At 70.2% G+C, this 23,643-nt stretch carries 12 protein-coding genes; 7 read left to right on the forward strand and 5 right to left on the reverse strand.

The features are described 5' to 3' along the window. The first annotated feature begins 99 nt into the window (after positions 1-99). On the forward strand, positions 100-3,333 hold the full coding sequence (locus AC1RAA_RS15660; RefSeq protein ID WP_492732021.1) for an Rne/Rng family ribonuclease: 3,234 nt from the start codon (positions 100-102) through the stop codon (positions 3,331-3,333). Positions 3,334-3,393: 60 nt separating this feature from the next. On the opposite strand, the gene AC1RAA_RS15665 is transcribed toward AC1RAA_RS15660, so the two are convergent. After that, on the reverse strand, positions 3,394-4,275 hold the full coding sequence (locus tag AC1RAA_RS15665) for a LysR family transcriptional regulator (RefSeq protein WP_492732019.1): 882 nt from the start codon (positions 4,273-4,275) through the stop codon (positions 3,394-3,396). A 111-nt stretch (positions 4,276-4,386) separates the two neighbouring features. Here AC1RAA_RS15665 and AC1RAA_RS15670 point away from each other — a divergent pair, with 111 nt between their 5' ends. Then, on the forward strand, positions 4,387-5,955 hold the full coding sequence (locus AC1RAA_RS15670) for an MFS transporter (protein ID WP_492732017.1): 1,569 nt from the start codon (positions 4,387-4,389) through the stop codon (positions 5,953-5,955). Between the two features lie 22 nt (positions 5,956-5,977). On the opposite strand, the gene AC1RAA_RS15675 is transcribed toward AC1RAA_RS15670, so the two are convergent. The 4 genes from AC1RAA_RS15675 to hemC are packed head-to-tail and all read right to left on the reverse strand — an operon-like array spanning position 5,978 to position 10,058. Beyond that, on the reverse strand, positions 5,978-7,264 hold the full coding sequence (locus AC1RAA_RS15675) for a heme biosynthesis protein HemY (RefSeq protein ID WP_070062231.1): 1,287 nt from the start codon (positions 7,262-7,264) through the stop codon (positions 5,978-5,980). A 7-nt stretch (positions 7,265-7,271) separates the two neighbouring features. Further along, the gene (locus AC1RAA_RS15680; protein ID WP_062482753.1) at positions 7,272-8,366 is read right to left on the reverse strand and encodes a uroporphyrinogen-III C-methyltransferase; all 1,095 of its coding nucleotides are present in this window, start codon (positions 8,364-8,366) and stop codon (positions 7,272-7,274) included. After that, positions 8,363-9,133 carry a uroporphyrinogen-III synthase gene (locus AC1RAA_RS15685; RefSeq protein WP_492732015.1) on the reverse strand — a complete coding sequence of 257 codons (771 nt, stop codon included), beginning with the start codon at positions 9,131-9,133 and terminating at the stop codon, positions 8,363-8,365. The genes AC1RAA_RS15680 and AC1RAA_RS15685 overlap by 4 nt, the downstream gene beginning before the upstream one ends. Positions 9,134-9,152: 19 nt before the next feature. Continuing rightward, on the reverse strand, positions 9,153-10,058 hold the full coding sequence (gene hemC, locus AC1RAA_RS15690; protein WP_492732013.1) for a hydroxymethylbilane synthase: 906 nt from the start codon (positions 10,056-10,058) through the stop codon (positions 9,153-9,155). Positions 10,059-10,164: 106 nt separating this feature from the next. Here hemC and ppc point away from each other — a divergent pair, with 106 nt between their 5' ends. The 5 genes from ppc (at position 10,165) to AC1RAA_RS15715 (ending at position 23,643) form a co-directional block, all read left to right on the forward strand. Next, complete coding sequence (gene ppc / locus AC1RAA_RS15695; protein ID WP_307586635.1) at positions 10,165-13,011, forward strand: phosphoenolpyruvate carboxylase; 2,847 nt, start codon at positions 10,165-10,167, stop codon at positions 13,009-13,011. Between the two features lie 166 nt (positions 13,012-13,177). After that, positions 13,178-13,396 (forward strand): hypothetical protein, encoded by a 219-nt coding sequence (locus tag AC1RAA_RS15700; RefSeq protein WP_062474298.1) that lies wholly within the window; start codon positions 13,178-13,180, stop codon positions 13,394-13,396. Further along, positions 13,393-21,603 (forward strand): glycoside hydrolase family 94 protein, encoded by an 8,211-nt coding sequence (locus tag AC1RAA_RS15705; protein ID WP_492732010.1) that lies wholly within the window; start codon positions 13,393-13,395, stop codon positions 21,601-21,603. The genes AC1RAA_RS15700 and AC1RAA_RS15705 overlap by 4 nt, the downstream gene beginning before the upstream one ends. A 35-nt stretch (positions 21,604-21,638) precedes the next feature. Next, the gene (locus tag AC1RAA_RS15710; RefSeq protein WP_492732008.1) at positions 21,639-22,181 is read left to right on the forward strand and encodes a hypothetical protein; all 543 of its coding nucleotides are present in this window, start codon (positions 21,639-21,641) and stop codon (positions 22,179-22,181) included. Between the two features lie 211 nt (positions 22,182-22,392). Then, positions 22,393-23,643, forward strand: a complete 1,251-nt coding sequence (locus tag AC1RAA_RS15715) for an MFS transporter (RefSeq protein WP_095949588.1) — start codon at positions 22,393-22,395, stop codon at positions 23,641-23,643.

Below are 23,643 nucleotides of genomic sequence, written 5' to 3' on the forward strand. Positions count from 1 at the left end.
TCCGGGGCCAAGCGGCAATTCCCTGGTTTCGCGGGCGTCGTCCGTGCATCGTTGGCTCGTCATGAGCCGGTAGAACGATACATATAAGGACAACGCATCATGAAGCGGATGCTGATCAATGCCACGCAGGCCGAAGAACGCCGCCTGGCCATCGTCGACGGGCAGAAACTGCTCGACTACGAAATCGAAATCGAAGGGCGCGAACAGCGCAAGGGCAACATCTACAAGGCGGTCGTGACCCGCGTCGAGCCGTCGCTCGAAGCCTGTTTCGTCGACTACGGCGAAGACCGCCACGGCTTCCTGCCGTTCAAGGAAATCTCCAAGCAGTACTTCGCCGAAGGCGTGTCGGCCAGCCAGGCCCGCATCCAGGACGTGATCCGTGAAGGCCAGGAACTCACCGTCCAGGTCGAAAAGGAAGAACGCGGCAACAAGGGCGCGGCCCTCACCACCTTCATCTCGCTGGCCGGCCGCTATGTCGTGCTGATGCCCAACAACCCCCGTGGCGGTGGCGTGTCGCGCCGCATCGAGGGCGACGACCGCGCCGAGCTCAAGGAGGCGATGGACCAGCTCGAGTACCCGAAGGGTATGAGCATCATCGCGCGCACCGCCGGCATCGGCCGCTCGGCGCCCGAACTCCAGTGGGACCTGAACTACCTGCTCAAGCTGTGGACCGCCATCGACGGCGCGGCCAAGGGCGGCAAGGGTGCCTTCCTGATCTATCAGGAATCGTCGCTCGTCATCCGCGCGATCCGTGATTACTTCAATCACGACATCGGCGACATCCTGATCGACACCGACGACATCTACGACCAGGCGCAGCAGTTCATGGCGCACGTCATGCCCGAGCATGCCGCCCGTGTGAAGCGTTACCGCGACGACGCGGCCCTGTTCAGCCGCTTCCAGATCGAGCACCAGATCGAGTCGGCCTACGCCCGCACCGTGCAGCTGCCCTCGGGCGGCGCCATCGTGATCGACCACACCGAAGCACTGGTGTCCGTCGACGTGAACTCGGCCCGCGCCATCAAGGGCGGCGACATCGAAGAAACCGCCACCCGCACCAACCTCGAAGCCGCCGACGAAGTGGCCCGCCAGATGCGCCTGCGCGACCTGGGCGGCCTGATCGTCATCGACTTCATCGACATGGACGAGTCGAAGAACCGCCGCGAAGTCGAAAGCCGCCTGCGCGACGCGCTGCGCCAGGACCGCGCCCGCGTGCAGTTCGGTTCGATCAGCAAGTTCGGCCTGATGGAAATGAGCCGCCAGCGCCTGAAGCCGGCGCTGTCCGAAGGTTCGTCGATCCCCTGCCCCCGTTGCGGCGGCTCGGGCCACATCCGCGACACCGAATCGAGCGCGCTGCAGATCCTGCGCATCATTCAGGAAGAGTCCATGAAGGACAACACGGCCGCCGTGCATGTGCAGGTGCCCGTGGAAGTCGCTTCGTTCCTGCTGAACGAGAAGCGCCCCGAAATCGCCAAGATCGAGCTCAAGCAGCGCGTCACTGTGCTGATGGTGCCCAACAAGACGCTCGAAACGCCGAACTACAAGCTCGAGCGCCTCAAGCACGACGATCCGCGCCTGGACCACATCGAAGCCAGCTACAAGATGGCCGACGAGATCGAGGACCCGACCTCGGTCACGCGCCGTTCGCAAGAACCCACCAACAAGCAGACGCCGGTCATCAAGGGCGTGCTGCCCGACGCACCCGCACCGGTGGTCCCGCCCAAGCCCGAAGCGGTGCGCGCTGCGCCCGCTCCCGCACCGGTGGCTCCGCCCGCGGTGGTCGCTCCGGCCCCGGCACAGACCGGCTTCATGGCCTGGATCAAGAGCTTCTTCGGCGGCGCCTCGCCGGCGCCCGCACCGGCTCCGGCCCCCAGCGCCATTCCGGTCGAAGCACCGAAGCCCCGCCGCGAAGGCGGTCGCCCGGGCCGTGACGGCGAAACGCGCGGTGCACGTGGCGCCGACGGCGAACAGCGCCGCGGCGGACGCGGCGGCGAAGGCCGTGGCGAAGGCGGCGGCCGTTCGGGTGGACGCGACGGCGACCGCCGTGGCGGACGCGGCGGCGAGCGCCGTGAAGGCGGCGGCGGCGAACGCCGCGGCGAGGCTCGCAACACCGAGCAGCGCAACGACAGCACCAACCCGGCACGCGAGCAACGCGAGCCCCGTGAAGCACGCGCCCCGCGCGACGGCGAACAACGCCGTGGCGGTCGCGGCGAGCGCCGCGAAGGTGGCGAAGGCCGCAACGCGCCGGCCGAAGCCCTGCTCGACGGCAACCTGAACCTTGACGCGCAGCAACAACAGCCGGCTCCGGGCGCCGACGAGAACGGCAATGCCGCAGCGGAACGCGCACCGCGCGCCCGCGGCGAGCGCCGTGAACGTGGCGAGCGTGGTGAACGCGGTGGCGAACGCAACGAGCGCGGTGAGCGCAATGGCGACGCGCAGCAGCAACAGCCGCGCGATGAAGCCACCGCCGGCGACGGCGAGCGCCAGCCCCGCAACGGCCGTGGCGACGAGTCGCGCGGCCCGCGCGGCGAGCGCAACGACGGCCGCCGCGAGCGCCGCAACGACGCGCCTGCCGCCAACGAAGGCGACGCACGCGTGGCCGAATCGGCTGCCGCCGGCGATGCCGAGCAAGGCAACAACGAAGGCAACGAGCAGCAAGCCCCGCGCCGCGAAGGCGAGGAGCGCCGCGGCCGTTCGCGCGACCGTTACGGCCGTGACCGCCGCGAACGCGGTCCGCGTGACGACGCCGGCAACGGTGGCAACGAAGCCAACGGCGCAGACGCCGCACCGGTCGCCGAAGGCGCCGTGGCTGCCGAAGGCCAGGCCGAGCGCCAGCCGCAGCAGCAACTGCCGCTGGTGGCGGAAGCCGCTGCAGTGGCCGTGGTCGCCACCGCGGTCGAAGTGCGCGAACCCGCGCCGCAGGTGCAGGAGCAGCCGCGCTTCGAGCGCCCCGCCGCGCCCGCACCGGCACCCGTCGCAGCGCCCATCGTGGTCGAAGCCGCGGCCAAGCCCGCAGCGGCCGCAGCGCCCGCCGGCAACGGCCGCGCACTGCCCAAGGTGCAGGCCTTCGAACTGCCGCTGAACGAGCTCGCGCAGATCGCCGAAAGCTCGGGCCTGCAGTGGGTCAACTCGGACGCCGAGCGCATCGCGCAGGCGCGCGCCGCGATCGCCGCCGAGCCGAAGCCGGTGCACGTGCCGCGCGAGCGCCCGCCAGTGATCGTGCTGGACGAAGGTCCGCTGGTGCTGGTCGAAACCCGCCGCGACCTCGGTTCGATGTCGCTGCCGTTCGAACAGCAGCAACAGCAGCCGCAGGAACAGCAGCGCTCGCTCTGAGCCCTGCTCCCTCGCAAATGAAAACGGCGCCTTCGTGGCGCCGTTTTTTTGCTTCGGAGTTCAGGCCTGCTGCGGCAGCGCCTCGACGCCGGGCAGGTCCGGCATCTCCAGGATCAGTTGCCCGAAGCGGCAGGCACACGGCGTCTTGCCGTTCTCGCTCCAGATCAGCGAGAAGTTCACGCTCGGCAGCGGCGGCAGGCCGTAGCGGCCGTCGACGATCTTCATGCCCGGCTCCACCTCCTCGCGCGTGAGCACCGTCACCGCCAGCCCCGCCAGCACCGCGGCGCGAATGCCCTGCGGGCTGGCCGAGGTGAAGACCACGTGCCAGTCGAGCGACGACGTGAGGTCGAGCGCCGACCCGGCCACCTGCCGGTTGACGCACGGCTTCGGAAAGAAGGCCAGCGGCAGCGATGCGCCCTTCGGCGCCTCGAAGGCCTCGGCCGCGGCCCACACCAGTTGCGTGCGCCGCAGACAGGTGCCCTCCACCACGTCGGGCGGCGACATCACGACCGCGAGGTCGAGCTCGCCGGCGCGGATGGCCGCGCGCAAGTCGGTGTGCATGCTCACGCAGACCTCCATGCGCACCGCCGGGAACCCGCGCGCGAACTGCGAGAGCAGCGGCGGCAGGCGATCGCCCATGAAGTTGTCCGGCACGCCAAAGCGCACCACGCCCGAGATCGGCGAGGGCTGGAAGCGCCGCGTCATCGCGTCGAGCGTGTCCAGGATCTGCGTCGCGTAGCGCAGGAAGTCTTCACCGTCCTCGGTCACCGCGAGGCGGCGCGTCGTGCGGTGCAGCAGCGGCCGGCCCACCTGCTCTTCGAGCTTGCGGATCTGGTGGCTGATGGCCGACTGGGTCAGGTGCAGGCGCTCGGCGGCGCGCGTGAAGCCGCCGGTTTCCTTGACGGCCACGAAGGCGCGCAACAGCGTGGGGTCGAAGTCCATGGGGAGTTTTGATCAATGATGTTTCCTAATGAATTCTAGGAAATCAAATCATTTCCATCATGAAGAGGGTTTCACCAGAATCGGCCGCTCTGCCTTTTTGGAAACCGTCCGATGTCTCTCTCCCCTGCCGGCAAGAACCGGATCGCCCTGTCCGCGGTCTGCCTCATTGCCTTGATGTTCGGCCTGGAAATCTCCAGCGTGCCGGTCATTCTTCCCACGCTCGAAAAATCATTGCACGGCGACTTCAGCGACATGCAGTGGATCATGAACGCCTACACCATCGCCTGCACCACGGTGCTGATGGCCGCCGGCACGCTGGCCGACCGCTACGGCCGCAAGCGCGTGCTGATCGTCGGCGTGGTGCTGTTCGGCGCCACCTCACTGGCCTGCGGCATCGCGGGCAACGCGCCGGTGCTGATCGTCAGCCGCTTCCTGCAGGGCCTGGCCGGTGGCGCGATGCTGATCTGCCAGCTCGCGGTGCTGTCGCACCAGTTCCAGGAAGGCAAGGAACGCAGCAAGGCCTTCGCCATCTGGGGCGTGGTGTTCGGCATGGGGCTGGGCTTCGGGCCGATCGTCGGCGGCGCGATCGTGGCGCTGTCGAGCTGGCAATGGGTGTTCCTGGTGCATGTGCCGCTGGCCGTGGTGGCACTGGCGCTCGTGTGGGGCAGCGTGGAAGAGTCGAGTGACCCCGACGCGAAGCGGCTCGACCTGCCGGGCATCGTCACGCTGTCGCTCGCGGTGTTCGGCCTCACCTACTTCATCACGCAGGGGCCGGGCCTGGGCTTCGCGAGCCCCATGGCCGTGGGCATCCTCGTGGCGACGCTGGCCTGCTTCGCGGTCTTCGTGTGGGTCGAGAAGATCAACCCGCACCCGATGTTCGACTTCTCGGTGTTCCGCATCCGCAATTTCTCGGGCTCGATCGTCGGCTCCATCGGCATGAACTTCAGCTTCTGGCCGTTCATGATCTACCTGCCGATCTACTTCCAGAGCGGCCTGGGCTACGACGCCGTCACGGCCGGCTCGGCGTTGCTGGCCTACACGTTGCCCACGCTCGTGCTGCCGCCACTGGCCGAGCGCCTGTCGATGCGCTACCGGCCCGGCGTGGTGATCCCGGCGGGGCTGTTCGTGATCGGGCTGGGCTTCGTCGCGATGCGCTGGGGCAGCGGCTTGGCAAATGCGAGCTGGCTCACGTTGCTGCCCGGCTGCCTGCTGGCCGGCATCGGGCTGGGGCTGACGAACACGCCCGTCACCAACACCACCACCGGCTCGGTGTCGAGCGCGCGCGCGGGCATGGCCTCGGGCATGGACATGAGCGCGCGGCTGATCACGCTGGCCATCAACATCGCGCTGATGGGGTTTCTCCTGCTCGAAGGGATTCACGCGCACCTGAAGAGCGCCCTGTCCGCGTCGCTCGATGCGGTGCAGCTGCGCGCGCTGGCCGAGAAGGTCGCGGCGGGCAGCTTCGCGTCGCTGCCCGAGAGTTTTCCGGTGCTGTCACAGGCCGACCCGTCGGGCGCCGCCGTGCATGCGGCGCTGGTGAACAGCTTCGGATGGGTGATGCTCTACGGCGGAATCGGGGTGTGGGTGCTGGCCGGCTTCAGCCTGCTGATCTTCGGCAACGGCAAGCCGTCGGTGCGAACAACAGGCCTGGCGACCGCAAAGGAATCCGCGTGCTCCTGAAGCCGGCGGACCGGGACAACGCTCAGGGCGTGTTGTCGACCTGCGCCGCGCGCTTCCACGCATCGGCGGCCTGCGCGTGGTCTTCGCGCGCCTCGGCCAGCTGGGCCAGCGCGAGCCAGGCGCGCCGGTAGAGGTCAGGGTCTTGCAAACCGAGCCCGGCCTGTGTGAGCAGCTGCTGGGCCTTGCCCCACAGCTGGCGCTTCATGCAGGCCATGCCGGCGAGGTACTGCAGGTTCGGGTCGCGCGGATTGTTGCGCTGCGCGCTCTCGATGCGCGCGAGCCAGTCGGCGTCCACCGAGTCGAGCCCCGCTTCGAGCGCGCGCGTGAGCTTCACGCGCAGCCCGTCGCCGAGGCCGCGCGGGTTCGCCACCATGCGCTCCCAGGCCGGCAGCAGCCAGCCGCGCGCCAGTGCCAGGTCACCGCGCAGCGCGACCATGCGCTGGGCCGCGTGGATGGCCACCTCGGGCATCTGGCGTTCGGCGGAATCGAGTTCGGACCACGCACGCAGCAGCTGCGCCGGATCGTGCGCGCCGGTCAGCAGCTCGGTCGCGAGGCCGCGCACGATGCTCTGCGCCGCCGCATCGGAGAAGGCGCGGTGCTTGGCCAGCAGGCGCGCGGTGTCGAGCGCCTCGACCGTGCGACGGTCCTGGCGCGCGGCCTTGAGCCGCAGCCGCAGCGCCAGCGTGCGACGCTGCGCGCCCTGCGGCAGTTCTTCGAGCCGTGCGAGCGCGGCCGTCGGGTCGCGGTCGTCGAGCGCCCAGCGTGCGGCGCGCAGTTGCACGCCTTCGCGGGTTTCGGGGCTCGCGAGCACGGTGCGGTCGGCGCTTTCGTTGAGGGCCTGTTGCAGGTGCGCATCGCGCGCCGCCTTGTCCTGCAGGGCCTGCGCGCTCTCGGCGGCCAGCAGGTGCGACAGCACGCGCACCTGCTGCGCCTGCGGCAGCTCGGCGCCGAGCGCGGCCAGTGTCTTTTCCTGCGTGAGCGCGGCCTGTGCGGCCTTGCGGGCGCGCGAGAAGCGGCCGGCGATCAGCTGCACCATCGCATCGAGCAAGGCGGAGTGCAGCATGCGTTCCTTCTGCTGCAGCCGCCAGTGGCGCGCCTGCGTCGGCAGCGAGAACAGCGCCGCGAGCGCGCGCAACGCGACGTGCAGCAGCACGAAGGTCAGCAGCAGGATCACGAGCACGAGGTTCAGCGAGAGATCGACCCGCCACGGCGGCCAGAACACGGTGATCGTGCCCTGGTTGTTGCCGGCGAACAGCGCCACCGCCGCGGCGACGGCGAACAGCGCGAGGAGCCAGATTGCAGCGCGCATGGACGGATCAGCGCCCTGCGGCCGCGGTGGTCAGCGCGGCCAGCGTGTCGTCGATGCGCACCGGCTCCGTGCTGCGCACGAGCTGCTGCAGTTGCTGCAGCTGCGTGGCCGCGGCCTGCGTGCGGCGCGAGGCCGGATCGAAGTAGCGGTTGAGCGATGTGGTGACCTGGCCCAGCTCGCCGCGTGCGGCGTCCATCTGGCGCGACAGCAGCGACAGCCGCGCGTTGAGCAGCTTCAGCTTGAGGTTCTCGCGCAGGAAGTACGACTGCTCGGGCGCCAGCAGCACGGCTTCGGGGCTCTCGATGCGGCCCACGCGCACCAGCGAGCGGGCCTCGCCGCGGATGGTCAGCAGCACGCGCTGCCACCAGGGCGCATCGGCCGGAATGGGTTCGGGCCGCCAGGCGTTGACGCCGTTGCCGCGCACGGCCACCGCGTTCAGCGTGGGCAGGTCGTCCACGCTGCGCACCAGTTCGTCGAGCTTCTGCAGGGCTTCGGCGCTGTCGGTGCTGGCGCTGCTGCGCAGGCGGTCGGCATCGCGCTGCATGGCGCGCTGCACGGGCGCCAGCCGCGGTTGCGCGGCGCGTGCGATGCGCAGGTCGCCGGCCTTGAGCGCGGCGAGCAGCGGCTCGAGGCTGCCCGTGACTTGTGCCTGCTGCAGCGCGAGGCGCACGGCGGATTCGATGTCGATCACCAGGTTCTCGTCGCGCGAACGCGAGAGGCTTTGAATGAGTTCTTCCAGCTGCGAGCGCTGCAACGCGACTTCGGCCACGCGGGTCTCGATGAGGGCCACGCGGGCGGCGGCGTCGCGCACCGTGTCGCTGGCCTGGCGCGCCAGCGTGCGCGCTTCCATCGACTGGGCGGTGGCCTCGGCGCTCTGGCGCGCGAGCTGTTCCTTCATGCCGCCGACCTTCTGCCACAGCGCGATGGTCGACAGCAGCGCGATCAGCGCCACGAGGGCCACGAGGCCCATGCCGATGCGTGCCAGCAGGGTGGCCGCGGCCGCCTGGGCGGCGGGCGTCTGGTGCGGCGCCACCGTGGCGGGCACCTGCACCGGGGCGGCGGAAGGGGGAGAAAGGTCGTCGGACGGGGACGCGGCGCTCATGCGAAGGATTCTATCGACGCGATCAGCGCTTCCCGCAGGGGTGTGCAGACACGCAACGCCCCGAAACCCGCAGCCTGCGCGGCTTCGCCGATGCGTGCATGGGTGGCGATGGCACGCGCGGCCTGCCACGAAGTGCCCGGCATGGCGCGCTGCAGGTTGCCGATGGCTTCCGAGCTGCTGAAGAGCCAGATGCCGTGTCCGGCGGCGGCTTCGGTCGCGATGCGGCGCTGTGCCTCGTCGAGCGCAGGCGCCAGGCGCCGATAGGCCACGACGGTGTCGCGCACGCCGCCGGCGGCATCGATCTCGCGGGCCAGCCATTGGCGGCCGGCCGGCTGGCCGGCTTCATCGCCACCGCGCACGATGAGCACGCGCACGCCCGGCGACACCTGCCCGTGGGCCAGCGCCCACAACGCCTCGGAATCGAAGCGCGTGGCGCCGGGTGGCGGTGCGTCGATGGCGGCGGGCGGCACGCCGGCGCGCAGCAGCGCGCGCTCGGTGCCGGGGCCGGTGGCCCAGAAGCGGCAACCGGCGAGGGTCGAGCTGCCCCGGTGCTGGAAGAAGTGGTCGACGGCGGTGGCGCTCACGAACATCAGCGCCGCGTAGTCCGCGAGCCGCGCCCACGCGGCACGCAGCGGTGCCACATCGAGTGCAGGCGCGATGGCGATCAGCGGCAGCGCCACGGCCTCGAGCCCGGCCGACTGGAAATCGCGAACCCACGCCGCCGCTTCGTGCGCCGGCCGCGTGACGATGACAGGCCCCGCGCGCATCGCTCGGCGCCCACCGTGATCAGTGGGCACCGGCGTCGCGCAGCAGCCCGGCGGCGTGCTGGCCGAGGGCATCGGCCCCCGCGAAGTCGCCGGCCTCGGCCTGCGCATGCACGCGCACCAGCGGCGCATCGCCTTCCGGATCGCCCCAGGCGGCATCGATGCGCAGCGTGCCGTCGGGCTGGCGGCGCGCATGGGCCGCGAGCGGCATGGAGCAGCTGCCGCCCATCGCGCGGCTCACGGCGCGCTCGGCGGTGGTGCTGAGCCAGTCGCCGCGGTGCGCCAGCGGCGCCAGCAGGTCGATGAGGTCCTGGCGGTCGGCGCGCACCTCGATGCCGAGGGCGCCCTGCCCGGCAGCGGGCAGCATGGTGTCGGGGTCGAAGGCGACGCGGATGCGGTCTTCAAGGCCCAGCCGCTTGAGCCCGGCCGCCGCCAGCACGATGGCGTCGTAGTGACCTTCGTCGAGCTTGCGCAGGCGGGTGTCGAGGTTGCCGCGCAGCGGTTCGATGCGCAGGTCGGGCCGCTGCGCGCGCAGCAGCACCACGCGGCGCAGGCTGGAGGTGCCGACCACTGCGCCCTGCGGCAGCTCGTCGAGCGAGGCGTAGCGCGGCGACACCAGCGCGTCGCGCGGGTCTTCGCGCTCCAGCACGCAGGCCAGCGTGAAGCCCTCGGGCAGCTCCATCGGCACATCCTTGAGCGAATGCACGGCGATGTCGGCGCGCCCGTCTTCGAGCGCGGCTTCGAGTTCCTTGACGAAGAGGCCCTTGCCGCCGACCTTGCTCAGCGTGCGGTCCAGGATCTGGTCACCACGGGTCGTCATGCCCAGCAGGCTGACGCTGTGGCCTCGTTCTTGCAAAAGCGTTTGCACGTGTTCGGCCTGCCACAGGGCCAGCCGGCTTTCGCGCGTGGCGATCACGATGTTGCTCAAGATCGCTCCCAAAAAAGTACATGGTTTCTGACCTCTGGAATGCTAGCATGTTGCGCCGCAGCAACGGAGGCGGCGCGTCCATTCAAGTCCCCAGGAACAACATCGAATGAAAGCCAGCAAGACTCCTGCATCTCCCGCCAAGCGCCGCCAGACCGAAGACCAGCCATTGATCGACGACATCCGGCTGTTGGGCCGAATCCTCGGCGACGTGATCCGGGAGCAGGAGGGCGACGAAACCTACGCGCTGGTCGAGAAGATCCGCACCCTGTCGGTGTCGTTCCGACGCGACGCCGACCATGCCGCCGACCGCGCGCTGAAGAACCTGCTCAAGGGCCTGAGCGCCGCCGAAACGGTGCGCGTGATCCGCGCCTTCACCTACTTCAGCCACCTGGCCAACCTGGCCGAAGACCGCCACCAGATCCGCCGCCGCACCGAGGCCGAGCGCGAAGGCGTGCAGGCCGACGGCGACCTGCAGACCGCCCTGGCCCGCATCCGCAAGGCCGGCATCAAGCCCGACGAGATCGTCGCCTCGCTGGCCCACAGCTACGTGTCGCCCGTGCTCACGGCGCACCCGACCGAAGTGCAGCGCAAGAGCATCCTCGATGCCGAGCGCGCCATCGCCCTGCTGCTGACCACGCGCGACGAGATCAAGCTGCGCCAGAACGCCTACGCGGGCGGAAAAGACGCGCTCTCACCCATCGAGCTGGCCGACAACGAAACCCAGGTGCGCATCCGCGTCACGCAGATCTGGCAGACGCGCATCCTGCGTTTCTCCAAGCTCACGGTAGCCGACGAGATCGAGAACGCACTGAGCTACTACGAAGCCACCTTCCTGCGCGAGATCCCGCGCGTGTACGCCGACCTCGAGAAGGCGCTGGTGCAAGGCGGGCAGACGCCCTCGGTCGCGCCCTTCCTGCGCATGGGCCAGTGGATCGGCGGCGACCGCGACGGCAACCCCAACGTCACGGCCGAAACGCTCGAGTACGCGCTGAGCCGCCAGTCGGAACTCGCGCTGCGCCACTACCTCACCGAGGTGCACTACCTGGGCGGCGAGCTGTCGCTGTCGGCCACGCTGGTCGATGTGTCGGTCGAGATGCAGGCGCTGGCCGAGCGCTCGCCCGACACCAATGAGCACCGCAAGGACGAGCCCTACCGCCGTGCCCTCACCGGCGTGTACGCGCGCCTGGCGGCCACGCTGCGCGAACTCAGCGGCGGCGAGGCCGCGCGCCATGCGGTCGCGCCGCAGAACCCGTATGCGAATGCCGAAGAATTCCTGGCCGAGCTGCGCACCATCGAGGAGTCGCTGGTCGAGAAGCACGGCACCGTGCTCGCGGCGCCGCGCCTGCGTCCGCTGATCCGCGCGGTGGAAGTGTTCGGCTTCCACCTGGCCACGGTCGACCTGCGCCAGAGCTCCGACAAGCACGAGGCCGTGATCGCCGAGCTGCTGGCCACCGCGCGCATCGAGCCCTCGTATGCGTCGCTGGCCGAAGAGGCCAAGCAGACGCTGCTGCTCAAGCTGCTCGACGACGCGCGTCCGCTGCGCGTGCCCGACGCCGACTACTCGCCGCTCGCCCGAAGCGAGCTGGCCATCTTCGCGGCCGCGCGCACGGCGCGTGCGCGCTACGGCGCGGCGGCCATCCGCCACTACATCATCAGCCACACCGAAACGGTGAGCGACCTGCTCGAAGCGCTGCTGCTGCAGAAGGAAGTGGGCCTGCTGCGCGGCGCGATGGACAGCAACGCGACCTGCGACCTCATCGTGGTGCCGCTGTTCGAAACCATCGAAGACCTGCGCAACGCCGCGCCCATCGTGCGCGCCTTCTACGCGCTGCCGAACATCCAGGCGCTCATCGAACGCTCGGGCGCCGAGCAGGACGTGATGCTGGGCTACTCCGACAGCAACAAGGACGGCGGCATCTTCACCAGCAACTGGGAGCTGTACCGCGCGGGCATCGCGCTGGTGTCGCTGTTCGACGAGCTGAACAAGAAGAAAAAGAACCCGATCCGCCTGCGCATGTTCCATGGCCGCGGCGGTACGGTGGGACGCGGCGGCGGCCCGAGCTACCAGGCCATCCTGGCGCAGCCGCCGGGCACGGTGCGCGGCCAGATCCGCCTCACCGAACAGGGCGAAGTGATCGGCTCGAAGTACGCCAACCGCGAGATCGGCCGGCGCAACCTCGAGACGCTGGTGGCCGCCACGCTCGAAGCCACGCTGCTGCCGCAGGGCAAGTCGGCACCGGCGAACTTCCTGTCGGCCGCGGGCGAACTCTCGACCGCGAGCATGGCCGCGTACCGCAAGCTGGTGTACGAGACCCCGGGCTTCGGCGACTACTTCTTCGGCTCCACGCCGATCCGCGAGATCGCCGAGCTCAACATCGGCTCGCGCCCCGCTTCGCGCAACCCGAGCCACAAGATCGACGACCTGCGCGCCGTGCCCTGGAGCTTCAGCTGGGGCCAGTGCCGTCTCACGCTGCCGGGCTGGTTCGGCTTCGGCTCGGGCGTGGAGCAGTTCCTGGCCGCCGCCGGCACCGCCGCGGGCAAGAAGGAACGCCAGGCGCTGCTGCAGCGCATGTACGTGCAGTGGCCGTTCTTTCGCACGCTGCTGTCGAACATGGACATGGTGCTGGCCAAGAGCGACCTCGCGCTGGCCTCGCGCTATGCGGAGCTGGTCACCGACCGCAAGCTGCGCCAGAAGGTGTTCTCGATGATCGAGGCCGAATGGCAACGCACCTCGGACGCGCTCACGCTCATCACGGGTGCCAAGCAGCGGCTCGAGGGCAATGCCGAGATGCAGCGCTCGGTGCGCCACCGCTTCCCCTACATCGACCCGCTGCACCACCTGCAGGTCGAACTGATGCGGCGCTACCGCGCGGGCGACGGCGGCGAGCGGCTGCAGCGCGGCATCCACATCTCGATCAACGGGGTGGCGGCGGGGCTGCGCAACACGGGCTGACCTGCACACAGCCTCCATGGACAAAGGGCGCCTTGTGCGCCCTTTCCTACGTGCGCTGTCGGCAATGAGGTACCTGTAAGGTCATTTAAAAGGGTACGGTCGGGACACGTTCACAGTTCTCGCAATCGCGCGGCAGCTCGAAGTCGTTTCACAGGAGCCCGTTGCAATGTCCGTCCCGCAGTCCCTTTCCCATTCTCAGATCGATTTCGTCGGCAGCGATTTCGAGGCCCTGGCTTCCCACATGCACCACTGTGCACGTGCCCACGGGCGATGGTTCTCGCTGCGAAGCCACATGCAACGTGTGCGCGCGCTCGCTGCGGGCCGCATTGTCACGATGGCCTGCGTGGCCGTGGTGTTGGGCATCGGCCTGTTCGCGGTCACTTGAGCGCCGCTGCCGTCGTCGACCGCCTCCAAGGGCTCAGTCACTACGCCCGGACCCTTCTGCTCGGTCCGCACGACCCGGTAGCCCTCCCGATTCGCGCCGAACTCTTCGGCGCCCAACGTTTCGAACAGCACGGCCACAGCCTGGCCCGTGCCCAGGTGGTGGAAGACGAACACCACCGCGCGCGCGAAGGCGCGCCCTTCTTTCCGCGTGTCGACGAGAACCTCGAGTCGCTGCGCGCCGCCTTCGACTACATCGCGCTGATCTCGCTGAGCGGGCGCTATGTGTCGCCGGCAGCCGAATGGCTGCTCGACAACTTCCACCTCGTCGAGGCGCAGCTCCAGCAGATCCATGACGGCGTGCCGCGCAGCTACTACGCACGCTTGCCCAAGCTCGTCACGCCGCCGCTGGCAGGGCTGCCGCGCGTGTACGGCATTGCGTGGGCCTATGTGGCGCACACCGACAGCGTGCTCAACAAGACGCTGTTCACGGCCTTCCTCAACGCCTATCAAGACATCGACGAGCTCATGCTCGGCGAGCTGTGGGCGCTGCCCACCACCCTGCGCGTGGTGCTGCTCGAAAACCTGCGCCGCGTGGCCGAGCGCATCGCCGAGAACAAGGTCGCGCGCGAGATCGCCCATGCAGCCTGGGACGCGGCGCCGCACCTCTCGGTGCAGGACCTCGACGTGCTCTACCGCGCACTGCAAAGCCACGGCCTGCAGGACAGCTACCTCACGCAGCTGTGGCAGCGCCTGCCCGTCGAGCACGGCGACGACATGCCCGCGCTGGTGCGCTGGACCGAGCAGCACTGCCCCAACGGCCCGGCGCTGATCGGCGACGCGCAGAACGCGCAGGCCGCGGCCAACCTCACGGTCGGCAACATCATCACGACCTTGCGCATGATCGGCCAGGTCGAGTGGAGCGACCTCATCGAACCGGTGAGCCGCTCGCTGCGCGTGCTGCGCGAACTGCCGAGCTTTGCGAACGAGAGCGAACTCACGCGCCAGCAGATCACGCATGCGATGGAGCAGGTGGCGCGCAGCACCGAACGGCCCGAGCGCGAAGTGGCGCAGGCCGTGGTCACGCTGGCATCGGGCGCGCCGGCTGACGAAGCCGGTGCCGAAACCGACCGCGCCGACGGCACTGCGGGCTACTACCTCTTCGGCCAGGGCCGGCCCGCGCTGATCGCATCGCTGCAGGCGAACGCAGCGCCGGGCCAGGCCACACGCACCGCGCACACACGCCCCGCGCGCAGCCATCGCGGCTGGCGCCTGCCCGTCTACGTGGGGTCCGTCGCCCTCGGCACTGCGCTGCTGCTGGCCGCCGTGCTGCACAGCCTGCCGCATCGCGGCGACTGGACCACCGTCGCGGCGTTGCTGCTGCTCGCGTGGCCGCTGTCCGAAGCGCTGATTGCACTGGCGCAACGCATCATGGCGGAGTCGGTGCGCGTGCAGGCCCTGCCACGCCTCGATTTCGCGAACGGCATTCCCGAGCGGCACCGCGCGCTCGTCATCATGCCCACGATGCTGGGTTCGACCGCGAACAACGCCAAACTCGCGCACCGGCTCGAACTGCACTGGCTCGCCAACCGCGAGGCGCACGCGCAGTTCGCACTGCTGACCGACTGGGTCGACGCCTCGCAAGCGGCGATGCCCGACGACGCGCCCTTGCTCAATGACGCCCAGCAACGCATCGCCGCGCTCAACGCCAAGTACCCACCGACCGAAGGCACTGCGCCGCGCTTCCTGCTGCTGCACCGTCCGCGCAGCTGGAGCGAGACCGAGCAGCGCTGGATGGGCTGGGAGCGCAAGCGCGGCAAGCTCGAAATGCTGATGCGCCTGCTGGCCAGCGGCGACGCCAGCGGCTTTCTGCCGCTCGCACCGGGCCAGCAGCTCGCGCCCGGCCGCACGCCCTATGTGCTGACACTCGACAGCGACACGGGCCTGCCGCCCGGTGCACTGCGCGACCTCGTGTCCATTGCCGCGCATCCGCTGAACGCGCCCGAGATCGACATGCCGAGCCGGCGCGTGGTCGCGGGCTTCGGCATTCTGCAGCCGCGCATCGTCACGCCGTTCCCGATGCGCAGCGAGCGCTCCTTCTTCCACTGGGTGTTCGCCGGGCAGTGCGGGCTCGACCCCTACGGCAGCGGCGCCTCCGACATCTACCAGGACGTGTTCGGCAGCGGCTCCTTCACCGGCAAGGGCTTGCTCAACGTGCGCGCGGTGCACGCCACGCTGAACGACCGCCTGCCCGACAGCGCCGTGCTGAGCCATGACCTGCTCGAAGGCAGCGTCGCGCGCTGTGCGATGGTCAGCGACGTGGTGCTGGTCGAAGACCATCCGCACCATGCCGGCGTGGCCGCCTCGCGCGTGCACCGCTGGGTGCGCGGCGACTGGCAGCTGCTGCCGCTGATGTGGCGCGCGCGCCGCTTCGGCATCGACGCGCTGGGCCTCTGGAAAATGTGCGACAACCTGCGCCGCTCGCTGGTCGCGCCGGCGTCGTTCGCGCTGCTGGTGCTGGTGATCTTCACGCAGGCCATGCCGCTCGGCTGGGCGCTGGCGGCCGTCGGCGCGGCGCTCACGCTGGGCCCGCTGCTGGGCGCACTGGCCGGCCTGGTGCCGACACGGCGCGCCATCGAGCTGCGCCATTTCTTCGACGTGGGCGCGGTCGAGCTGCTGCGCGCCCTGGCCGGCGCGGCCTGGCAGTTCGTGCAGCTGGCGGCGCAGACGCGCCTGCTGCTCGACGCGGCTTTCCTCGCCACCTGGCGGCTGGTCGTGAGCCACAGGCACCTGCTGCAGTGGACGACGGCCGACCAGGCGCAGGCGCAATCGAGCCAGCGCCTGAAGCCCTTCGTGCGCAGCGCGGCCCTCAGCAGCGCGGTGTGCCTGGTGCTCGCCCTCCTCGCGAACTGGAGCGCCTGGCCGGTGCTCGGCCCCCTGCTCTTCGTGCTGTGGTCGCTGGCGCCCATTGCGGCCTGGTGGGGCAGCCGCGTCGACGCACACGCCGAAGACCCGCTCGTGCCCGCGCAACGCAGCTACCTCGAGACGCTGGCGCACGACACCTGGCGCTTCTTCGAGCACGTGGTCGGCCCGGACGACCACCACCTGCCGCCCGACAACCTGCAGCTCGAGCCGCAGCCGACCCTCGCGCACCGCACCTCGCCGACCAACATCGGCATGTACCTGCTGGCCACCTGCTGTGCGCGCGAGTTCGGGTGGATCGACACAGAAGCGCTGCTGGCGCGCCTCACGGCTACGCTCGACACCGTCGACCGCATGCACAAGCACAACGGCCACCTGTTCAACTGGTACGACACGCAGACGCTCAAGCCGCTGCCGCCGGACTATGTGTCCAGCGTGGACAGCGGCAACTTCGCGGGCCACCTCGTGGCCGTGGCGCAGGCCTGCCGCGCCTTCGCAGCGGACACAAGCTGCCAGCCCCACGAAGCCCCCGCACTGGAAGCACTGGCCCGACGCTGCGACGCGCTGCACGACGGCATGGACTTCAGCGGCCTCTACGACGCCAAGCGCCACCTGTTCCACATCGGCCTGCGCGTCGAAGAGAACGTGCTCGACGCCAGCTACTACGACCTGCTGGCCTCCGAGTCGCGCCTGTTGAGCTTCCTGGCAATTGCCAAGGGCGACGTGCCGCGCCGCCACTGGATGGCGCTGGGCCGCCCGTTCCTTCTGGTGGGCTTCCAGCCCAGCCTGAAATCATGGTCGGGCTCGATGTTCGAGTACCTCATGCCCGCGCTCGTGATGACCGAGCCCACCGACGGCCTGCTGCAGGTGGCCAATGCCGCGGCCATCGCCGAGCAGCAGGCTTTCGGCCGTGCGCAGAACATGCCGTGGGGCGTGTCCGAGTCGGCCTACTTCGCGCAAGACCATTCGCTGGCGTACCAGTACTCGCCCTTCGGCGTGCCGCGCCTGGCGCTGCGGCGCACGCCGCCGACCGACCGCGTGGTGGCGCCCTACGCCAGCCTCATGGCCGCGCCGTTCGCGCCCGAAGCGGCGGTGCGCAACCTCGCGCTGCTCGAATCGCTCGGCGCGCGCGGCGAGTTCGGTTTTCACGACGCGATCGACTTCACCACCTCGCGCCAGGCCGAGGGCCAGGACTTCACCGTGGTGCGCAACTTCATGGCGCACCACCAGGGCATGTCGCTGGTGGCGCTGTGCAACGTGCTGCGCGACGACGCGCCGCGCCGCTGGTTCGGCAGCGCCGCGCTGGTGCAGGCGCACGAGTCGCTGCTGCACGAGCGCACGCCGCGCCAGATCATCGGCAGCGCCGATCCGCGCACGCCGCCCGAGCCCAGCCAGGCCGAGCTGGCGCCGCTGTTCCAGCCGCGCGTGGTCGATCCGACGGGGCCGGGCTTCCAGCCCACGCACCTGCTGTCGAACGGCCGCTACACGGTGGCGCTGCGGGCCAACGGCGCGGGCGTGAGCCGCTGGCGCGCGTTCAACGTGACGCGCTGGCGCGACGATCCGCTGCGCGACAGCTACGGCACCTTCTTCTATGTACGCGACGAAGGGAAAGCCGAGCTCACCTCGCTTACCGCCCTGCCCGCGCCCGGCGCCGACTGGCACTACCGCACCCGCTTCCTGGCCGACCAGGTGCAGTTCGATGCGGCCGGCCCCGGCCTGCAGGTGCGCACCACGGTGCTGATCAGCCCCGAGGACGACACCGAGCTGCGCCACATCACGCTGCACAACTCGGGCGACGAAACACGCACGCTCGAACTCATCTCGTACTTCGAGCCGGTGCTGTCGAACCCCAAGGCCGACGAGGCGCATCCGGCCTTTGCCAACCTGTTCGTCGAATCGCGCTGGGAACCCGCATGGCGCGCGCTGCTGCTGTCGCGCAAGCCGCGCCTGCATGGCGATGCGGTGGTGGCCGCGGTGCACTTCGTGGCCTCGGTCGATGCCAACGTGCTGTCGATCGACTGCATGACCGACCGGCGCGCCTTCATCGGCCGCAACCGCACGCTGGCCGACCCTGCGCTCGACCCGCAACCGCTCACGGCCCAGGGCAAGCCGGTGAACGGCCTGGACCCCATCGCCTGCCTGCGCGTGCGCCTGTCGATCGCGCCGGGCACCACCGCGCGCCTGAGCTTCGCCACCGCCGCCGACGAGAGCATCGAAGCGCTGATGCCCTGCATCGACCGCTACCTGCAGCCCATGCACGTGGAGCGCGCCACCCGCATGGCAGCCACGCTGGCGCAGGTGCGGCTGCGCGACCTGAGCATCGCGCCCGCACAGAACCTGGCGCTGCAGGACCTGACGACCATCCTCACCTACACCACGCCGCGCGTGATGAGCGACCGCGGGCTGATCGACCTGCGCCAGATCTGGCGCTTCGGCATCTCGGGCGACAAGCCCATCGTGCTGGTCTACATCCACTCGATGAACGGCATGGGCCTCATCAACACGCTGCTGCGCGCGCAGCCGTGGTGGGGCTTCGGCGGCGTGGCCTGCGACCTCGTGGTACTCAACAGCGAACCGAATTCGTACCTGATGCCGCTGCAGCGCGAGATCGAGATGCTGCGCACGCGCGTCGCGCAGCAGACGCAGAACAGCTTTCCGCGCAACGACACCGCCGGCTTCTACCTTTTGCGCGACCAGGACGTGGTGCCCTCGGAAAAGGCCGCGCTCTCCAGCCTGGCGCGCGTGGTGTTCACGGCCGACGGCCGCGCGCTCGAAGTGCAGGTGGCGGCGTTGCATGAGGCACGCAGCCCGACGATTGCGGACGACAGCAGCGCGCCGGTGCAGCACCGCACGCCGCTGTTGACGCGGCAGGCAGCCTCATCGACCACCACCGCACTCACCGGCGACTTCGACGCCGAGAGCGGCGAGTTCCGCTTCGAGGTCGGCCCCGACCACCGCACGCCGCGCCCGTGGATCAACGTGATCGCCAACGCCACCTTCGGCTTCCAGGTGTCCGAGTGGGGCACCGGCTACACCTGGGCCGGCAACAGCCGCATGCACCAGGTCACGCCGTGGTCGAACGACCCAGTGCAGGACCCGGCCTTCGAGCACTACCTGCTGCAGGACGTGGCGACGCGCGAGATGCTGCCGCTGACACCTGCCGGCGGTGGCGACGGCACCACCCGCCACCGCGTGCGGCACGGGCAGGGCTACACCGTCTTCGAGTGCCGCCACGGCGGCCTCGCGCTCGAGACCACCTTCTTCGCGGACCGCGACGAGGCCGTCAAGCTGGTGCATGTGCGCGTGCGCAACGAAGGCGCCGGCCAGCGCCGCCTGCGCGCGCTCGCGATGGTCGAGTGGCAACTGGGCGCCGCGCGCGGCGAACGGCGCACCGTGCATTGCTGGAAGCCCGAAGACCAGCCGGCCGTGTTCGGCCAGCAGCGCGAATCGAGCGCGGGCTTCGGCGGCAGCGCGGCTTTCCTGCTGCTCGCCGGCCTGCAGGGCGCGACCACCGGGGCCACGCAATGGACCTGCGACCGCAACGAATTCTTCGCCGGCCGCGGCATCGTCGAAGTGCCCGACACGCTGGCACGGCGCGCCGGCAGCGGGCTCGATGCCTGCGCGGCGATTGGCGGTGAGTTCGTCGTGGCGGCCGGCGAAACCGCCAGCTTCAGCTTCGTGCTGGGCCACGCGGGCAATGCCGACGCGGCGCTCGCGCTTGCGCGCCGCTGGCGGCAGCGCGACGTGCCCGAGGCGCTGGCGCAGGTGCACGGCTTCTGGGACGAGCTGCTGGGTCGCCTGCAGGTGCGCACGCCCGACCCGCTGTTCGATGCGCTGGTCAACCGCTGGCTCGTGTACCAGACGCTGGCCTGCCGGCTCTGGTCGAAGGCCGGCTTCTACCAGGCCGGCGGCGCCTTCGGCTTTCGCGACCAGCTGCAGGACGCGATGGCCTTCGCGCTCACCGACCCGCCGCGCCTGCGCGCGCAGATCCTCGTGAACGCGGCGCGCCAGTTCCCCGAAGGCGACGTGCAGCACTGGTGGCACATGCCCGGCGGCGCCGGCGTGCGCACGCATTTCTCCGACGACCTGCTGTGGCTGCCGTACGCGTCGGCGCACTACGTCGAGGTGACGGGCGATGCCTCGCTGCTCGACGAGATGGTCGGCTTCATCGAAGGCCCCGGCATTCCCGAGGGCGCCGAAGACGCCTACTACGCGCCGCAGAACAGCGGCCGCATGGCCACCGTGTTCGACCATGGCGCGCGCGCCATCGACCGCAGCCTGAAGACCGGCGTGCACGGCCTGCCGCTGATGGGCACCGGCGACTGGAACGACGGCATGAACCGCGTCGGCCATGAGGGCCGTGGCGAATCGGTGTGGCTCGCGTGGTTTTTGTGCAGCGTGGTCGAGCGCTTCGCGCCCATCGCGCAGGCGCGCGGCGAACATGAACGCGCCACGCGCTGGACCGAAGCGCGCACGGGCTGGATCGCCGCGCTGCACGACGCCGGCTGGGACGGCGCCTGGTTCCGCCGCGCCTTCTTCGACAACGGCGCGCCGCTGGGCTCGTCGATCAACAGCGAGTGCCGCATCGACCTGATCGCACAGGCCTGGTCGGTGCTGTCGGGCGCCTCGGACGCGGCCCACACCGGCCCGGCCATGGCCGCCATCGGCAAGCACCTGCACGACGAACCGGCCGGCCTGCTGCGGCTGCTGGCGCCGCCGTTTGCCCAGTCGACCCACAACCCGGGCTACATCCAGGCCTACCCGCCGGGCGTGCGCGAGAACGGCGGCCAGTACTCGCACGGCGCCGTGTGGGCGCTGATGGCGCAGGCGCTGCAGGGCGACCATGAAGCGGCGTGGCAAAGCTTCGAGGGCCTGAGCCCGGCCCACCGCGCAAAGCACCCCGCGCGCGGCCCGGTCTACGAGCTGGAGCCCTATGTGATGGCGGGCGACGTCTACGGCGCTGCGCCCTATGTGGGCCGGGGCGGCTGGAGCTGGTACACCGGCTCGGCCGCGTGGCTGCACCGCGCGGCCGTCGAGACCCTGCTGGGCCTGACCGTGAAGGGCAGGCAGTTGTCGATGACGCCGCATGTGCCCGCGCACTGGCCGGGCTTCGAGCTCGCGCTGCGGCTCGGCACGCACCGGCTGACGCTGCAATGGGGCACCGTCGAAGGCGCCGTCGCGCCCACGCACCATGTGGCGGTGGGCGAATGGATCGACTGGCAGGCGCTGCCGGCGGATGCGGTGCTGCGGGTCGCTCAAGCGGCAGGCAAGGGGCAGATGACGGCGTAGGTTATGGTCCGGACCCGCTTTCACCCCGCGCATTCATGACCAAAATCCAGTTCCGCCGACGCGTCATCGTCCTGATCCTCCTGTGCGTGGCCGTGGGCGGCGGCATCGTGCGGCACTACGCGGCGCCCGGCACCACCACGCGCGACATCGCCACGCTGTTGATGGTGCTGTGGGTGCCGATCATCGGCAACGTGATCGGGTGGCTCATCGGCAAGCTGCCGCGCCGCACGCCGAAGCAGGCGCCGCCCGCGGGCTTCGACGCGCTGCCCGAGTTCACGCCGCACCTGGCCGTGGAACTCACCTTCCGCCGTCCCTCCGTGCCGGCGCAGGACGTGCCGCTGGGCCCCGGCGAATACCGGGGCGCGCTGGTGCTCGACACCGAAGGCTTCTCGGCGCGCTGGCGCGTGCCGCAGGGCACATCACTCGCGCGCGGCACACCGGTCGCGCTCGACATCGAGTTTCTCTCGCCGGCCGTCGCGCAGCCGAAGTTCGTGCAGGGCACGGCCTTCCGCGTGCTGGTCGACGAATCGTTCGTGGCCGACGGACAGGCGCTGCAGTTGCGCCACGCCCACACTTAATCTCGGCAACTCAAAAAGACGGTGATGGCGAAAGACGCCATCGCCGCATCCCCGGATGGTTTCAGACACCAAAGGGGTCGATTGTTCGCCGCAGGGAAACTGTCTACTGCTCCACCGCCCCTTGGTCGCAAGGCCACCGGCTCGCACACTCCAATGCCCCCTCACCGGCATTGGCGTCTTCATCGCCGATGCGTTCAAGGACTGCATCTCCATGATGAATTCTTCCGGCAGCACCCCCTGCATCGACGACCTGGCGGCGCCCGCGCGCGACGCCGTGGCCGCCCCCACCCGCTCCGCCTGGCTCGCGGTCGGCTCCATCGCCGTCGGCACCTTCGCGATGGTGTCGACCGAGTTCATGCCCATCGGCCTGCTCACCGACATCGCGCGCGGCCTGAACGTGTCCGACGGCACGGCCGGGCTGATGATCACCATGCCCGGCGTGCTCGCCGCCTTTGCCGGGCCGGCGCTGATCGTCGCGTCGGGCCGGCTCGACCGGCGCACGGTGCTGATCGCGCTCACGCTGCTCTTGATCGCCTCGAACCTGCTGGCCGCGTTCGCGCCCAACTTCACGACCATGCTGGTCGCACGCCTGATGCTCGGCCTGGCCGTGGGCGGCTTCTGGACCTTCGCGCCCGCCGCTGCCACGCAGCTGGTGCCCGACGCCTCGAAGGCGCGCGCCATGTCGCTGGTGCTGGCCGGCGTGTCGGCCGCCACGGTGCTCGGCGTGCCCGCGGGCTCGTGGCTGGGCACGATGTTCGGCTGGCGCGCCTCGTTCGCCGTGACCGGCGCGCTGGCCGCTGCCGTGCTGCTGGTGCAGCTGTGGCTGCTGCCCGCGATTCCGCCGCAACGCGCCATCGGCGCGCGCGACCTGCTCACGCCGCTCACGCGCCGCATGGCGCAGGTCGGCCTGCTCGCGGTGCTGTTCTTCATTGCCGGCCACTTCGCGGCCTACACCTACCTGAAGCCGCTGCTGCAGCAGGTGTTCGGCCTGCAGGCCAACGCGGTCTCGACGCTGCTGCTGGTCTACGGCGCGGTGGGCTTCATCGGCACCTTCCTGGGCGGCAGCCTGGTGGCGCGCAGCGTGCGCGGCACCACCCTGCTGGCGGCGCTGATGCTCGCCACGGCGCTGCTGCTGTCGACGCTGATCGGCACCGGCATGGTGGCCGGCGCGGTGGTGGTGGTGATCTGGGGCGTGGCCTTCGGCCTGATCCCGGTGGCGCTCACCGGCTGGATGATGGAAGCCGTGCCCGACGCGCAGGAAGCCGGCCAGGCCCTGCTGGTGACGGGCTTCCAGGTGGCGATCGCCTCGGGCGCGCTGATCGGCGGCCTGATGGTCGACAGCCGCGGCATCTCGCCCACGATGGTGCTCAGCGGCGTGCTGGTGCTGATCGCCGCGCTCATCGTCGGCACGCTGGGCCGCGCACGCGGCGGCGCGGCGCCGCTGGCGGCGATTCCGGAGTAA

It is taken from the genome of Variovorax sp. GW823-FHT04F07 (assembly GCF_058795995.1).